Raw genomic sequence first — 15053 nt, forward strand, 5'->3', positions numbered from 1 at the left:
GGTTAGGCAATCGCAAATCTAAAAGTAAAAATAGCTAGACTGCTTTGTATTTTTTCTTGAGAAACGTCTAGATCTTTTGCAATTTCCAAAAATGCTGGAAGGTACATATTGATTGCCAGCGCTAGCAACATTGAAAGAAGTGCCAAAATGCAGACAAAAAGCCAACTCGGACGCATATTTTTCATAAGCGGTTAGTTTCCAATTAAAACTTGCAATTCAATTGAGGATTAGTTTCTTACCCATTTAATTGCAGCCTGCAAATCTTGTTGCCAGTTGTCATTAATCTCACTGACCCAATCTGTGATATGTTGCTCCCAATATTCCCCATTGTCATTTTGTGCTAACTGTGCCACCTGTTGCAATTTAATTAACCCAACAGAGGCAAATGCTCCCTTGATTTTATGTGCTTCACCAGCGACTGTCTTGCGTAATAGGGACTGCTTCTCTTGTGATGGTTGCTCTTTTTGCCATTGCTCTAGGGCGTGATGAAGATGGGTTAAATAATCAGGCATTACCTTCTCGAATAAATCAAAATTAGCAAGCAAGGCAGTTTTGCCCATTACCTCCATTAATTCACGCAGGATTTTAGGATCAAAAATGGTCGGTTGTTCAATGTTCGCAAGCGGTGAGATTTCTGCCGAATTTTCCAAAAAACCTTCATCGAAATGATAATTTAAACACTCAGCTAGAGCTTGTAGCGAAAGGGGTTTACGAAGGACATCATCCATACCTTGTTGCTGGTATTCTTCTTTGGTTTGAATGATATTAGCCGTTAGTGCAATGAGTAGTGGTAGATAATCCATCTCGCCCTGCTCGTAACGTTCACGCAATTGGCGAGCAATATCAAAGCCTGTCATATCAGGTAATTGAATATCAAGTAAAATTAAATCATAACTGTGACGCTCAAAAAGTTCGAATGCTTCTTTACCTGTCATTGCCACATCAACATTGCAGCCAAATTTATTTAGCATTGCCTGTGCAACAACGATATTCACCTCAATATCTTCGACCAGTAATACTTTAAGGGCGTGAGGGTTGATTTCCATTTCTTGCTGTGGCTCAGCCGTATCAGCTTGAATGGTGAGTGTGAATGTAGAACCTTTGTTTAGCTCACTTTCTACCGTAATATCTCCCCCCATTAATTTTGCGATACGCTTGGAAATTGCCAGACCAATGCCACTGCCTGCAGCCTTTTTTCCTTGGGTATTTGGGGCTTGGTAAAACATTGCAAAAATTTTACGTTGTTCGTTTTTTGCGATGCCGATACCTGTATCACGCAAAATAAAGCCAAAATGATCATCATCATATCGAACAATATTCAGGTAAATATCACCACCTGATGGTGTAAATTTCACCGCATTACTGACTAAATTCCAAAGAATTTGGCTAAGGCGTGCATTGTCAACGTAGATAAAAGCAGGTAAATTATTTTCACAGGCAATATGGAATTTTAATTTTTTTTGCTCGGCCATTAAATTGGCAAAATGACTAATGTTACTGATGAGTTGTGAAAACTCAATTTCGGTGCGGAATAACTTAATTCTGCGACTGTCAATTTTTTCAAGATCGATAATGTCGCTAAAAATATGTCCTAATGAAACAGCACTGATATTAATCGTTTTTAAATATTCACGCTGTTGAGTAGATAACTCGCCTTCTAGTAAGATTTGGCTTAAGCCAATGATGCCATTCAGTGGTGTGCGTAATTCGTGGCTAATGGTTGCCATAAGGGTAGTTTTATCACGGCTGTTTTTTTCAATCACCTCTTGATAACGTTTCCGTTCGGTAATATCCCGTCCAAATCCCAAAATGCAATGTCGTTTTTGAATACGATCATAATAGGGAACTTTTCGTACTTCAAAACACGCTAATTTATCATTTGGGTATCGAATCCATTGTTCAGAAGTAACGCCTGTATTGCTGATGAAAGTGTCTCTGTCTGTATCCATAATCGTTTTGGCGGTTACTTCAGGATAAATATCGTGAGGCGTAAGCTGAATTAATTCTTCGGCACTGCGTCCTGTCAGAATCTCCATTGCACGGTTACACCCTAAATAATAACCTTGTTCATCACGATAAAACACTAAATCAGGGGAGGCATCAAAAAAAGAGCGTAAGAATTCTGCTTGCTGCTCAAGTTCCTCATTTAAGCGTACATCATGAGCTCGCAGTTGAGAGAGTGTAGCAAGAGATTGCTCAAGTCGAAGACGAGAACGTTCCAGTTTTTCAACAATTAGGTTGAAAAAATAGATGACGAAAGGAGCAGAAATCAAGCCGAAAATAATTGATCTAAATATGTCATTGGCATCAATGGAGCCTGTAAATAGCAGGCTGAGAAAAGATTGAACGATGATCGCACAGATAGAGAGAATAGCAAAGCCAAGTAAAGCAGAACGTATTTTCCCTAGCCTAAGTACCCAATTAACGTAATTTTGACCGTAATGCTTCAGGTTTTGCATAGCCTATCCTCAAGATGAAATGCACTGTATGATAATGAAATTAAATAGAAAAACTTAAACAGACCAATGCGTATTAATGCCAATAGAATAAACAAACTATGGCAAGGATTGCAGTAGCAACGCCGAGGTAATTGGTACGATTAATTTTTTCTTTAAATACAAATGCACCAACCAATGTTCCCAAACAGATAACACCAAGGTTCATACCCGTAAACACCAGCGTTGGATCGTCTTTCATTGCTTGATGTGCTTGAATATAAAATAGAATGTTACCAAAATTTAATGTACCTAACAGCAGCCCTACCAATACACTTGGCACGTGCCACTGCGTTCGTTTGATTAACAAGTAGATAAACATTACACAGCCTGCACTAATAAAGGTAATAAAAAGTGTAAGAGGAAACGCAGATCCCGTTTTCGCCATCTGTTTAAACAAAATATCAATTACGCCAAAGCCAATCCAAACTAGTGCCAAGCTGATAAATGCAATTTTGCTACCTTTGGCAGTTATTCCTTGGTTACTTTTCCAAAGCAAACAGCCTAGGGCAATAAATGCCAACAATATTGCAATTAATTTGTTAAAAACGACCGCTTCACCGAAGATTGTAAAGGCGGCTAAGATAGGTAAAAATAGTGATAGTCGCTGTGCTGCATCAGTGCGGATAATACCTGCAAATTCCAGTGCTTTAGCTTGAATTAAAAAAACGCTAGGCAGTAAAATACCTAATGTAAAAAATAAGTAAGCTGATGAATGATGGCTGACAATTTCGACCAACGTTTGTCCTTTGAAATCAGGTTTGAGTAAAAAATAACAAAGCCCCATTGCCACCAAATAATTTACCGCAATACTCTGGGCAATATGAATACCCTTGCTGCGTGCAACTTTAATTAACATTCCAACACTAACGCTGCATAAAATAGCAAGAATGAGTTCTAACATAAATGTTCTCCAATAATTTAAGCATAACTACAATACTCAATGAGTACGGTATTTAATAACTTTCATTGTACTGAATTTCTGAAATCCTTCCTAGCTACACTATGGGGTTTCAGCTGATATATTTATCTTTATTGAATAATAATTTTATTTTGATAGACTGCTCCCAACCTGTTAACACCGCTCATCAAATTTAGAGGATACGTTATGGAGCGACGCCGTTTTGTTTTATTCCCAATATTCTTTTTTATTGCGATCAATCTATTGATATTATTCTTTTCTCGTCTTGGGCTTAGTTTATGGCAAGTGGATCGAGTTTCAGCTGTTGATGGCTGGCTGCCACTATTCTTGCAAGGTATTCGTATTGACATCTCGGCACTCTGCTGGTTATTTGGGGTGCCAGCATTGTTTACTGCACTTTTCCTTAGCAACAATAGGTTAGGTTCAATTTGGCGTGTGATTTTGCGTATTTGGCTAACGGCAGGGTCGGTCTTTATTTTATTTATGGAAGCTGCGACACCGAATTTTATTGAAACCTTTGATGTACGTCCAAACCGACTGTTTATTGAATATTTATCTCACCCAAAAGAAGTGTTTACAATGTTGATTAATGGGCATTTGATGACGGTCATTATTAGCTTATTCTTGGCACTCATTTCTTTAGTGGCATATTGGAAGCTGTCTGGTTGGGCAACAAAGAATATTCATTTTCCTAAGTGGAGAGTGCGTCCAATACTTGGCTTATTGGTCGCTGCGTTGGTATTTATTGGCGGGCGTTCTTCATTTGCGCACCGTGGTATTAATCCAGCAATGGTTGCATTCTCAAGCGATCCGCTTGTGAATTCCTTAGTGTTAAGTTCAGGCTATTCAGTACTTTATGCGGTACAACAATTGAAAGATGAAGATAAATCGTCTGAACAGTACGGAAAAATGTCTGTGGAAGAGATGTTTAGCATCGTAAAACAGTCCAGGGGGCGGCCTGATACGGATTATATTTCTGCTGATATTCCAACCTTGACTTATAATCAAGCCACTTATCAAGGCAAGCCGAAAAATATCGTCATTATATTAGAGGAAAGTCTTGGTGCACGATTTGTTGGCACGCTTGGCGGTAAACCTCTCACACCAAACTTCGATCGTTTAGCGAAAGAGGGGTGGTTATTTGAAAATTTATATGCAACAGGAACACGTTCTGTGAGAGGCATTGAAGCAGTAACGACAGGCTTTACGCCAACGCCAGCACGAGCTGTGGTGAAATTAACTAAAAGTCAGCATAACTTTTTTAGCATTGCCGAGTTATTGCGTCGCCAAGGTTATCACACCAGTTTTATTTATGGTGGCGAGAAACATTTTGATAATATGGCAAGTTTTTTTTACGGTAATGGCTTTGAGCAAATTATTGATGAAAAAGATTATAGAAACCCAACGTTCAAGGCAACTTGGGGAGTGAGCGATGAGGATTTGTTTGATAAAGCCAATGAGACGTTTACTCAATTGCACGAAGAAGGTAAACCATTTTTCAGCCTCGTGTTCAGTTCCAGTAATCACGATCCATTTGAATTCCCTGACGGTAAAATTGAATTGTATGAACAGCCGAAACAAACCCGCAATAATGCGGCAAAATATGCTGATTTTGCGATTGGGCATTTCTTTGATTTAGCGAAAAAGTCTAACTATTGGCAAGATACGGTTTTCTTGGTGATTGCTGATCACGACTCTCGGGCTGCTGGTGAACATTTAGTTCCAATCCAGCACTTCCGTATTCCTGCATTGTTTATTGGGGAAGGAATTGAGGCAAAGCGTGATAATCGCCTCGTCAGCCAAATTGATATGCCAACCACCTTACTTTCATTAGCTGGCATCAGTGGGGATTATCCAATGATGGGCTATGATCTAACGCAAAATGTCAATCCTGATCGTGCATTTATGCAATATAATGACACGCAGGCAATGATGAAGGGTGATGGATCTGTAGTCGTAATGCGTCCTAATATACCTGTGCAGGGTTTTGTTTATAACAAAGCAGATCACAGCTTAACTGCTGCAGAGCAGTCAGAGGCAATGAAGAAAGAAGCATTATCCTATGCGTTGCTTGGTAGCTATTTATATCAAAAGCAGTTATACACCTTGCCAAAATTGGAATAATTTGCAAATTTTTTAATTATTCGCACCGCTAGCCTGCTTGAACTATGCAACTATCTAAGTTATTTAATCAAGCAGGTTGTTCCACCAATATAAGAATTGCCGCATCGCCTCCCCATTCTTTGGGGGCTTGATGAAGAGCAAGGACTTTGGGGTGTTGTACGAGCCAACGGGGAATTTGTTGTTTCAAAGTACGAGTACCGTAGCCTGTCATAATGCTGGCACAATAAACTCGTTCACGTTCACAGGCGAGCAGTAGACTAGCGAGTTCTTTTTTTGCGCTCTCTTTAGTTAAACCGTGCAAATCTAGGAAGAGTTCAGGTTGAAAATCACCTCGACGAAGCTGTTTAAGAATATAGGGATCAATATCTTCACGGCGATAACGCACTTTGTCATTTTCTTCACTTAAAAGTGGTTCATATTCATCAGAAAAATAAAATAGCGTATCTGCGTGTTCCTTCAATTGTCGAGCCTCGTTTACTCTTACTCTAGGTTGAGTTTTTGGGTAAAAAGTATCTTGTTTAATTTTTTTCACGCCTTGAACCGCATTTTTAAATAGATTTTTTTCGTCTTCAGGTAGCATTTTTATTTTCTCTTCTCTCTAAATTCAAGCATCACCATTCTAACACAAAGCGAAATATGGTATAACGGTTCACTTTTTTGATTATGGATATTTTGAGAAATTTATATGGTTACGCCACAATATAATTTGGAGTTATTAGAAGAGATTACATCATCACCAGTCGAGCAGGATTTAGGCTCAATTCTGGATATGATGCGTTGGGCTTACAGTTATTTTAATGCATCAGATCTTTATTATGGGCACGGACACGATAATGCGTGGGACGAGGCAAACCAGTTGGTATTAAGTGCCTTAGCATTACCTGTTGATGTGCCAGAAAGTTTGTATACCTCACGTTTAACTTTGGCGGAGAAAAAGCGAATTATTGCAATGGTTGAACAGCGTCTAGGTCTGCGTAAGCCAGTTGCGTATTTAACACATTCTGCGTGGTTTTCAGGTCTAGAGTTTTATGTTGATGAGCGAGTTATCGTGCCTCGATCACCGATTGGTGAGTTAATTCAGCAAGGTTTCACAGGTATTTTACGCTCCGAACCAAAACGCATTTTAGATATGTGTACGGGCAGTGGCTGTATCGCTATTGCCTGTGCAGAGCGTTTTCCGAATGCAGAGATTGATGCAGTAGATTTATCCGTTGATGCATTGAATGTAGCTGAAATCAATATTGAGCGACACAATGTAGGGGACAAGGTGTTTCCTTTACAATCTGATTTATTTACGGATTTGCCACGAGATCGCTACGATCTTATCGTAACCAATCCGCCGTATGTGGATCAAGAAGATCTAGCAGAGATGCCTGAGGAATTCTTTCATGAGCCAGAAATGGCATTAGGATCAGGTATTGATGGTTTAGAGATAACCAAACGGATTTTGGTACAAGCTGCAGATTTCTTATCAGATAATGGCGTACTTGTGTGTGAAGTGGGTAACAGTATGGTACATTTGATGGAACAATTCCCTGCTGTACCGTTTAATTGGCTAACGTTTAAAAATGGCGGACTAGGAGTATTTAGTCTTACTCGTGAGCAACTTGTAGCACACCGCCACCTGTTTTAGGATTAAATTTTCTAATTTAATTCATCAAAAAAATAAATCTTAATTGCTATTTATCCTCTTTTTAGTTATATCTATGCATAGTGATATGAATTAAAAAAGAGGATATTTTTTTATGAGCGAGCAGTACGAATTAATGCGTCATAATATTTCGATGTTGGGTGATTTTCTAGGTGAGACAATTCGAGAGGCACAAGGTAATGAAATCTTAGAATTAATTGAGAGTATCCGAGTGCTTTCACGCAGTTCCCGTGCAGGTGATGAGAAAGCTCGCCAGCAATTATTGGAGATGTTAGCAAATATTTCAACCGAAAATGTGATTCCAGTTGCCCGTGCATTTAGTCAATTTCTGAACCTCACTAATATCGCTGAGCAATATCAAGCGGTCTCTCGGCACAGTAAAATTGCAATGGTTGATGAACGTTCAATGGGGGCGTTATTTGCTCGCTTGAAAGCACAAAATGTACCTGCAGAAAAAGTGATTGAGACGGTTGAGAAATTACTTATTGATTTAGTCCTAACCGCCCACCCAACAGAGGTAACTCGCCGCTCTTTAGTGCATAAACACGTTGAAATTAACCGCTGTTTAAGTCGCTTGGAACACGATGATCTAACTGAAGCAGAAACAACAAAATTGAAACGCCGATTAATGCAATTTATTGCATTAGCTTGGCATACAAATGAAATTCGTACACAACGCCCAACGCCTGTTGATGAAGCCAAATGGGGAATTGCAGTCATTGAAAACAGCTTGTGGAAAGCTGTGCCTGAGTTTTGTCGCCAGCTGAATTTTCACCTAGAAAAGCATTTTGATATTCAGCATTCTGTAGAAATTACACCTGTACGCTTTTCTTCTTGGATGGGAGGGGATCGTGATGGTAATCCATTTGTTACTGCAGAAACCACCTGTCGAGTACTACGAATGAATCGTTGGAAAGCTGCGGAATTATTTTTAGAAGATATTCGATTATTGGCAGAAGAATTGTCGGTGGTAACTTGTACCGATGAATTTCGTCAAAAATACGGCTCTCATTTAGAGCCTTATCGTGCGGTATTAAAATCGCTGCGTAGCCAATTAACTAAAACCGTGGCTTATTATGGCGAACTGCTGGAAAATAAACCACTTACGATCTCAAAAAACGATATTCTCACGGATGATCAGCAGCTTTGGATACCACTTTACGACTGCTATCAGTCTCTTCAGCAATGCGGTATGAGAATCATTGCAAATGGAGCATTACTAGATACATTGCGACGTATTCGTTGTTTTGGATTAGAATTGTCTCGTTTGGATATTCGTCAAGAAAGCACTCGCCACACAATAGCAATCTCTGAAATTACTCGTTATATTGGTTTAGGTGATTATGCTCAATGGACTGAAGACGATAAACAGGCATTTCTAGTGCGAGAACTAAGTTCACGCCGACCGCTTGTTCCTACAAATTGGCAGCCAACGCCAGAAACACAAGAAGTTTTGGATACTTGTAAGGTGATCGCTGAGCAACCAGAAGGGGTGATCTCCGCTTACGTTATCTCAATGGCTCGTGAAGCATCTGATGTGCTTGCTGTTCATCTATTATTAAAAGAGGCAGGTTGTCAGCAAATTATCCCTGTTGCCCCATTATTTGAAACGCTAGACGATCTCGACCGCAGTGAAAAAGTGATGGCTGCATTATTCAATATTGGCTGGTATCGAGGTGTTATCAATAATAAACAGATGGTGATGATTGGCTATTCAGATTCTGCAAAAGACGCAGGAATGTTGGCGGCATCTTGGGCTCAATATCGTGCACAAGAAGCATTAGTTAATCTATGTGAACGAAACAATATTGAACTTACTTTATTTCACGGACGGGGAGGCACTATCGGACGGGGAGGGGCACCAGCACACGCCGCACTGCTTTCTCAGCCTCCTCGTTCATTGAAAAATGGTTTGCGTGTAACTGAACAAGGTGAAATGATTCGCTTCAAATTGGGATTGCCTGCTGTTGCACTTGAAAGCCTTGATTTATACGCTAGTGCTATTTTAGAAGCGAATATTTTTCCGCCGCCAGAGCCTCAACAAGCGTGGCGTGATGTAATGGAAAGTGCTGCAGATATATCTTGTCATCTCTATCGAGACATTGTGCGTGGCGAGCCTGATTTTGTACCTTATTTCCGTGCAGCCACACCAGAGCAAGAGCTATCTAAGCTGCCACTTGGTTCTCGTCCTGCAAAACGTAATCCGAACGGAGGAGTTGAAAGTTTACGGGCTATTCCGTGGATTTTTGCGTGGATGCAAAATCGGCTAATGTTACCTGCGTGGCTTGGGGCAGGACAAGCACTGACTAAATTGATTGAGCAAGGAAAAGAAGCATTACTAAAAGAAATGTGCAAAGCGTGGCCATTTTTCTCCACTCGAATCGGAATGCTTGAAATGGTATTCAGTAAAACGGATTTATGGCTTGCGGAACATTATGATCAGCGTCTCGTACCAAAAGAGCTTCACCCACTAGGAAAATGTCTGCGTAGTCAGTTACAACAAGATCTTGAAACGGTACTTGCACTGTCTCACGATGGGCAATTAATGGCAGATTTACCGTGGATAGCACAATCAATCGCCTTACGGAATGTGTATACTGATCCGCTGAATTTACTACAAGTAGAACTGCTTCATCGCCTAAGATCAGAAAATCTCAATCACCCAGATCTAGAACAAGCTCTAATGATTACCATCACTGGTATCGCCGCAGGAATGCGTAATACAGGGTAGATTGGAAGCATAAATGGTAAGCAACATTCTAAATCCCTCTATCATTACTTATGAAGAGGGAATAATTGAGTTGTTATTCTGGTTTGAGAAGACCAAAGTGATGGTAGGTTCGGGAAGTGGCTATTCTTCCTCGAGGGGTGCGTTGTAAGAAGCCTTGTTGAATGAGATAGGGTTCGAGAACATCTTCAATTGTGTCTCGTTCTTCGCCAATTGCAGCGGCAAGGTTGTCTAGTCCAACAGGACCTCCATCAAAACGTTCGATAACCGCCGATAGTAATTTTCTATCCATAAAATCAAAGCCTTCAGGATCAACATCTAACATTGTTAGAGCTTGTTTGGCAATGTCTGATGAAATGATTCCTTTATTGCGAACATCAGCAAAATCTCGAACTCGACGAAGTAATCTATTTGCTATCCGTGGTGTACCGCGTGAACGACGAGCAATTTCGTATGAAGCTTCATCTGAAAGGTTTAAATTGAGGTAGTTTGCACTGCGACTAACAATAGAGGTGAGGTCGTCAATGGAATAAAACTCAAGTCGCTGTACAATGCCAAAGCGATCACGCAAGGGAGAAGTGAGTGAGCCTGCTCGTGTGGTTGCACCAATTAACGTGAATGGAGGCAGATCTAGCTTGATTGAGCGTGCTGCAGGTCCTTCTCCAATCATAATATCTAACTGGTAGTCTTCCATTGCAGGATAAAGTACTTCTTCGATAGCGGGTGAAAGGCGGTGAATTTCATCAATAAAAAGCACATCATAAGGTTCTAGATTAGTAAGCATCGCAGCAAGATCGCCAGCTTTTTCTAGCACTGGTCCAGAAGTTGTGCGTATATTTACGCCCATTTCATTTGCGACAATATTGGCAAGCGTTGTTTTTCCTAGCCCTGGTGGACCAAAGATTAAGAGGTGGTCGAGAGCATCTTGTCGCATTTTTGCAGCTTGGATAAAAATTTCCATTTGCTCTCTTACAATAGGTTGCCCTACATAATCTGTGAGCAATTTAGGACGAATAGCACGATCAACGAGATCTTCATCACGTTTAGGTACTGAGCTGATAATTCGGTCGGCTTCAATCATAATTTAAATAATAAGATATTAGGGAGACGTTATAAGGCATTTTTAAGGGCTTCTCGTATGATTTGCTCACTGGAAGCATTCAAGTGGTTGGCTTTTTTTACCATTTTTTCTGCGTCTGCAGGTTTATAACCTAACGCAATTAGAGCATCACGAGCTTCGTCTAACGGTTCAACTGAATGTATTGCTGGGGTATCTAGATGGCTATTTTCTACAAAGAAGTCATTGTGGGAATGATCTTTAAATTTGCCTTTTAGCTCTACCAATAAACGCTCGGCAGTTTTTCGCCCAATACCAGGGATTTTCGTCAATTTAGATAATTCTTCTCGTTCAATGGCACTGGCAAATTGCGATGCGGACATTGCAGAAAGAATCGCCAAGGCTAATTTAGGTCCAATACCATTTGTTTTAATTAACTCACGAAATAGCGTGCGGTCTTGTTTGTGTACAAAACCAAATAGTAAATGTGCGTCTTCTCGTATGATCAAATGCGTGAAAATACTAGTTTCTTCTCCAACTTGAGGAAGATCATAGAAGCTAGTCATTGGCAGTAATATTTCATATCCTACGCCTTGTACATCAAGTACCATTTCAGGCGGTGATTTCTCAAGAACCTTTCCGTGTAATCGTCCGATCATTATTGCTTACTTTTACAAATAAAATAGGTTTCTCACAATAGCAAAAAACTGTATAAAATAACAGGGTTATTTAAAAAATAGTTTAAACGAGCCGAACTTGCAGGGTAATACCTTCTACTGCTATTACTCGAACTTTATCACCAATAGCGAGATTTTCTCCTTGGACACGCCACGTCGTATCGCCAAACTTCCCTCTTGCCACACCATTCGACAATAGCTCTATAATCATTCCTTGTGTGCCAATCATTGTATGTTCTCTTGCATTCAGTAACGTTGTAACATCTTCTTGTTGATTTATATTGTGTTGATACCTCCACCAAAAGAGGCTAAATGTAATAGCAAGACATACAAAGATAAGTAATTGTAATATAAGACTTAAATCAGTGATTAATGTAACAATAGTGGCTAAAGAAAGTGCAGCTAGTCCCCACCACATCACAAACACACCTGGGGCGAAAATTTCAATAATGAGCAAAATAAAGCCTAAAATAAGCCAATTGCTCCCATCTGAAAGCCATTGCATCGGTTTCTCCTTATTGATAGTAAGTAGAATAATTGATCAATCGTCAATACACGGTTATACCAAATATGCTATCCGTTGATTGTGTATTTAATAAACTAGACTGTTTTATCACCTTTTAGTAATTCTGCGATGCCCGCAACGGAGCCAATTAAATTGCCAGCTTCCAATGGCATTAAGACCACTTTACTGTTCTCGGCAGATCCAATTTCTTTAATCGCTTCTGTGTATTTTTGTGCAATAAAGTAATTAATTGCCTTAGTATCTCCCATTGCAATCGCCTCAGAAACCATTTTAGTTGCTTTGGCTTCTGCCTCTGCTGCACGTTCACGAGCTTCTGCTTGTAAAAAGGCCTCTTGACGTTCTCCTTCTGCTTTTAGAATACGAGATTGTTTTTCGCCTTCTGCTCGCAAAATTTCAGCTTGTCGAATACCCTCCGCTTCTAAAATATCAGCCCTTTTATTTCGCTCTGCTTTCATTTGAGCATTCATTGCAGCCACTAATTCCTTAGGTGGACGCACGTCTCGAATTTCAATCCGTGTTACCTTGACCCCCCATAAGTTCGTTGCTTCATCCACAATGGCAAGTAAACGACCATTAATTAAATCTCGTTGGGAGAGCATATCGTCTAGGTCCATTGAGCCTAATACAGTACGCATATTCGTCATCGTTAAATTGATAATCGCTTGCTCTAAATGATTGACCTCGTAGGCGGCTCGGCGTGCATCAATAACTTGCACAAAACAGACAGCGTCAATTGAGACGCTGGCATTATCTTTAGAAATCACTTCTTGAGATGGAATGTCTAATACTTGTTCCATCATATTAATTTTACGCCCTACACGATCGATAAAAGGAACAACAATATTCAATCCAGGGGTTAATGTTTTGGTATAACGACCAAAACGCTCAATTGTCCAATGAAAGCCTTGCGGTACAATTTTGATGGTCGAAAATAAGACAAGAATAGCCAAGCAGACAAAAACAACAGGCAGAATGTAAGCAGTTAATAGCACAGCGATACTCCTTCTAAAATTGGATAGTAGAAAGTTGATATAGTAACTATTTTTTGCTTAATTACTAGGGATTTTTGGGCTTTTCTATGTATAATTTTAGCCTTTTAATATTCAAGAGTAAGCGATGAAACCTGCAACGATCAAAATTAATGAGCGTGCGTTACGCCACAACCTACAATTGATTAAAACATTTGCACCTCAAAGTAAAATTTGTGCCGTTGTGAAAGCGAATGCGTATGGGCAGGGGATTTACCGAGTGGTAAAAAATTTACAAGAAATGGTTGATGCCTTCGGTGTTGCACGAATGAAAGAGGCATTGAGTATTCAAGAGAGTGGATATACAGGACGAATTGTTTTGCTAGAGGGCTTTTTTGATAGAGAAGAACTATTAAAAACGTTATCTCGGCGTTTTGATACGGTAGTCCATTGTATTGAACAGCTTGAGCTGCTCAAATCTGTCGCAGCAGAGTGGCAAAATGAGCAGAAGAAATATTTTTGGCAGCGTAAAACTAAACTATATTTTCCGATAACAGTTTGGTTAAAAGTTGATACAGGTATGCATCGCTTGGGGATTGAGCCTACGCAAGTTGCAAAATTTTACCAAGAATTGACCGCTTGCCCACTGGTAAAGCAAGTAAAATTTATCAGTCATTTTAGCCGTGCGGACGAGGAGGGAAGCGACTATACCAAAAAGCAAATTTCTCTTTTTGAACAAGTCAGTCAAGACTATTCCGTAGAGCGTAGTATTTCCGCTTCAAGTGGTATTTTGTATTGGCAACAAGCCCATTATGATTGGGTTCGTCCAGGTATTATACTGTATGGCATTTCGCCGCATAGTGAATCCATTATGCCACTTGGATTTAAACCAGTCGTGAGTTTAACCTCTTCATTGATTGCAGTTCGTGATCATAAGAAGGGCGAGCCAGTCGGTTATGGCGGTGCTTGGGTAAGCCAGTCTGATACCAAAATTGGCGTGGTTGCTATAGGCTACGGCGATGGCTATCCTCGTAATGCACCAGAGGGTACGCCTGTCTTGATTAATGGACGAAAAGTGCCAATTGTTGGACGGGTGTCAATGGATATGATGACCGTTGATCTCGGTGTTGATAGTCAGGATAAAGTAGGCGATGAAGTCGTGCTATGGGGGGAACAGTTATTGATTGAAGAGGTTGCAAAAACCATTGGTACAATTAATTACGAACTAATTACTAAATTAACACCACGAGTGTTGATTGAATACGGTGAAAATTAAGCATTAGAAATAATTATTTTCCAATAAGTGAAAATAGTGCTTGCTCTTAGTGAAATACTGTGTTCTAATGCTTCCCAAGCTAAACAGCTGGTTATTAAGTTATTATTTATTGCACTTCCTATCTACAAGTTTTACATTTGTTTGTGAAAGTTCTTTCTAATATCTACTCTATTTCCGTTCAAATGTTAGCGTCATTGCCTGTTTTCAGGCTCAATTTATATTTTATAGAAGGAAGACAATATGTCTAAATTAAACGGCACAGTTAAATGGTTCAACGCAGATAAAGGCTTTGGTTTTATTACTCCAAATGCAGGTGGCAAAGATGTATTTGCTCACTTTTCTGGTATCGTTGGTGAGAATTTTAGAAGTTTAAATGAAGGCGACAGAGTAGAGTTCAATGTACAAGATTCTGCTCGTGGTCCTTCGGCGGTGGATATTACCGTTATTCGTTAATTATAATTAGTTTAACGATTTATCTTTTAACCCATATTTTTGGTAACAGAAATGTGGGTTTCTTTTTTTGTTATCATTTCTATTTCCAGTCTAATTCTTTTGTAACCTAATTATTACGCCATACAAGCATTCAAAATTATGCGAGTTTAAGGTACAATTCCAACAATTTTTCTAAA

The 15053-nt window shown here is 39.7% G+C and carries 13 protein-coding genes; 5 read left to right on the forward strand and 8 right to left on the reverse strand.

Annotated features, from left to right (window positions below; all coding sequences use genetic code 11):
• Positions 1–2: 2 nt before the first annotated feature.
• From EV693_RS04100 to EV693_RS04110, 3 genes are all read right to left on the reverse strand, one after another.
• Positions 3–185, reverse strand: coding sequence for a hypothetical protein (locus EV693_RS04100; RefSeq protein WP_132501110.1), 183 nt, complete (start codon positions 183–185; stop codon positions 3–5).
• A gap of 42 nt (positions 186–227) precedes the next feature.
• Positions 228–2459 carry an ATP-binding protein gene (locus tag EV693_RS04105; RefSeq protein ID WP_132501111.1) on the reverse strand — a complete coding sequence of 744 codons (2232 nt, stop codon included), beginning with the start codon at positions 2457–2459 and terminating at the stop codon, positions 228–230.
• A 73-nt stretch (positions 2460–2532) separates the two neighbouring features.
• Positions 2533–3399: an EamA/RhaT family transporter gene (locus tag EV693_RS04110; protein WP_132501112.1), complete on the reverse strand. Its 867-nt coding sequence runs from the start codon at positions 3397–3399 to the stop codon at positions 2533–2535.
• A gap of 204 nt (positions 3400–3603) precedes the next feature.
• Here EV693_RS04110 and EV693_RS04115 point away from each other — a divergent pair, with 204 nt between their 5' ends.
• On the forward strand, positions 3604–5541 hold the full coding sequence (locus EV693_RS04115) for an LTA synthase family protein (RefSeq protein ID WP_132501113.1): 1938 nt from the start codon (positions 3604–3606) through the stop codon (positions 5539–5541).
• Positions 5542–5608: 67 nt separating this feature from the next.
• On the opposite strand, the gene smrB is transcribed toward EV693_RS04115, so the two are convergent.
• Positions 5609–6121 carry an endonuclease SmrB gene (gene smrB / locus EV693_RS04120; RefSeq protein ID WP_132501114.1) on the reverse strand — a complete coding sequence of 171 codons (513 nt, stop codon included), beginning with the start codon at positions 6119–6121 and terminating at the stop codon, positions 5609–5611.
• Between the two features lie 105 nt (positions 6122–6226).
• Here smrB and prmB point away from each other — a divergent pair, with 105 nt between their 5' ends.
• Positions 6227–7174 carry a 50S ribosomal protein L3 N(5)-glutamine methyltransferase gene (gene prmB / locus EV693_RS04125; RefSeq protein ID WP_132501115.1) on the forward strand — a complete coding sequence of 316 codons (948 nt, stop codon included), beginning with the start codon at positions 6227–6229 and terminating at the stop codon, positions 7172–7174.
• Between the two features lie 112 nt (positions 7175–7286).
• On the forward strand, positions 7287–9923 hold the full coding sequence (ppc, locus tag EV693_RS04130; protein WP_132501116.1) for a phosphoenolpyruvate carboxylase: 2637 nt from the start codon (positions 7287–7289) through the stop codon (positions 9921–9923).
• A 73-nt stretch (positions 9924–9996) separates the two neighbouring features.
• Here the strand turns inward: ppc and ruvB are convergent, their stop codons facing one another.
• The 4 genes from ruvB to EV693_RS04150 all read right to left on the reverse strand — a co-directional run bounded on the left by ruvB (position 9997) and on the right by EV693_RS04150 (position 13172).
• Positions 9997–11001: a Holliday junction branch migration DNA helicase RuvB gene (gene ruvB, locus EV693_RS04135; RefSeq protein WP_132501117.1), complete on the reverse strand. Its 1005-nt coding sequence runs from the start codon at positions 10999–11001 to the stop codon at positions 9997–9999.
• A 29-nt stretch (positions 11002–11030) separates the two neighbouring features.
• Positions 11031–11636 carry a Holliday junction branch migration protein RuvA gene (gene ruvA, locus EV693_RS04140; protein WP_132501118.1) on the reverse strand — a complete coding sequence of 202 codons (606 nt, stop codon included), beginning with the start codon at positions 11634–11636 and terminating at the stop codon, positions 11031–11033.
• An 82-nt stretch (positions 11637–11718) separates the two neighbouring features.
• Positions 11719–12159 carry an NfeD family protein gene (locus EV693_RS04145; protein ID WP_132501119.1) on the reverse strand — a complete coding sequence of 147 codons (441 nt, stop codon included), beginning with the start codon at positions 12157–12159 and terminating at the stop codon, positions 11719–11721.
• A 95-nt stretch (positions 12160–12254) separates the two neighbouring features.
• A complete protein-coding gene (locus EV693_RS04150; protein ID WP_207906476.1) occupies positions 12255–13172 on the reverse strand; it encodes an SPFH domain-containing protein in 918 nt (305 codons plus the stop codon).
• A gap of 124 nt (positions 13173–13296) precedes the next feature.
• Between EV693_RS04150 and alr the strand changes: the two genes are divergently transcribed.
• Both alr and cspE read left to right on the forward strand, forming a co-directional pair.
• Positions 13297–14424: an alanine racemase gene (gene alr, locus EV693_RS04155; RefSeq protein WP_132501121.1), complete on the forward strand. Its 1128-nt coding sequence runs from the start codon at positions 13297–13299 to the stop codon at positions 14422–14424.
• Between the two features lie 240 nt (positions 14425–14664).
• Positions 14665–14877 (forward strand): transcription antiterminator/RNA stability regulator CspE, encoded by a 213-nt coding sequence (gene cspE / locus EV693_RS04160; RefSeq protein ID WP_132501122.1) that lies wholly within the window; start codon positions 14665–14667, stop codon positions 14875–14877.
• Positions 14878–15053 lie beyond the last annotated feature (176 nt).

Origin of the sequence: Nicoletella semolina, from assembly GCF_004345745.1 — a bacterium.
In the GTDB taxonomy this organism is placed as follows: Bacteria; Pseudomonadota; Gammaproteobacteria; order Enterobacterales; family Pasteurellaceae; genus Nicoletella; species Nicoletella semolina.

Excerpts from the sequence above, each read along its gene's own strand:
- EV693_RS04100 (WP_132501110.1), bottom strand. The coding sequence starts at position 185 with ATGAAAAATATGCGTCCGAGTTGGCTTTTTGTCTGCATTTTGGCACTT.
- EV693_RS04105 (WP_132501111.1), bottom strand. The coding sequence starts at position 2,459 with ATGCAAAACCTGAAGCATTACGGTCAAAATTACGTTAATTGGGTACTT.
- EV693_RS04110 (WP_132501112.1), bottom strand. The coding sequence starts at position 3,399 with ATGTTAGAACTCATTCTTGCTATTTTATGCAGCGTTAGTGTTGGAATG.
- EV693_RS04115 (WP_132501113.1), top strand. The coding sequence starts at position 3,604 with ATGGAGCGACGCCGTTTTGTTTTATTCCCAATATTCTTTTTTATTGCG.
- smrB (WP_132501114.1), bottom strand. The coding sequence starts at position 6,121 with ATGCTACCTGAAGACGAAAAAAATCTATTTAAAAATGCGGTTCAAGGC.
- prmB (WP_132501115.1), top strand. The coding sequence starts at position 6,227 with ATGGTTACGCCACAATATAATTTGGAGTTATTAGAAGAGATTACATCA.
- ppc (WP_132501116.1), top strand. The coding sequence starts at position 7,287 with ATGAGCGAGCAGTACGAATTAATGCGTCATAATATTTCGATGTTGGGT.
- ruvB (WP_132501117.1), bottom strand. The coding sequence starts at position 11,001 with ATGATTGAAGCCGACCGAATTATCAGCTCAGTACCTAAACGTGATGAA.
- ruvA (WP_132501118.1), bottom strand. The coding sequence starts at position 11,636 with ATGATCGGACGATTACACGGAAAGGTTCTTGAGAAATCACCGCCTGAA.
- EV693_RS04145 (WP_132501119.1), bottom strand. The coding sequence starts at position 12,159 with ATGCAATGGCTTTCAGATGGGAGCAATTGGCTTATTTTAGGCTTTATT.
- alr (WP_132501121.1), top strand. The coding sequence starts at position 13,297 with ATGAAACCTGCAACGATCAAAATTAATGAGCGTGCGTTACGCCACAAC.
- cspE (WP_132501122.1), top strand. The coding sequence starts at position 14,665 with ATGTCTAAATTAAACGGCACAGTTAAATGGTTCAACGCAGATAAAGGC.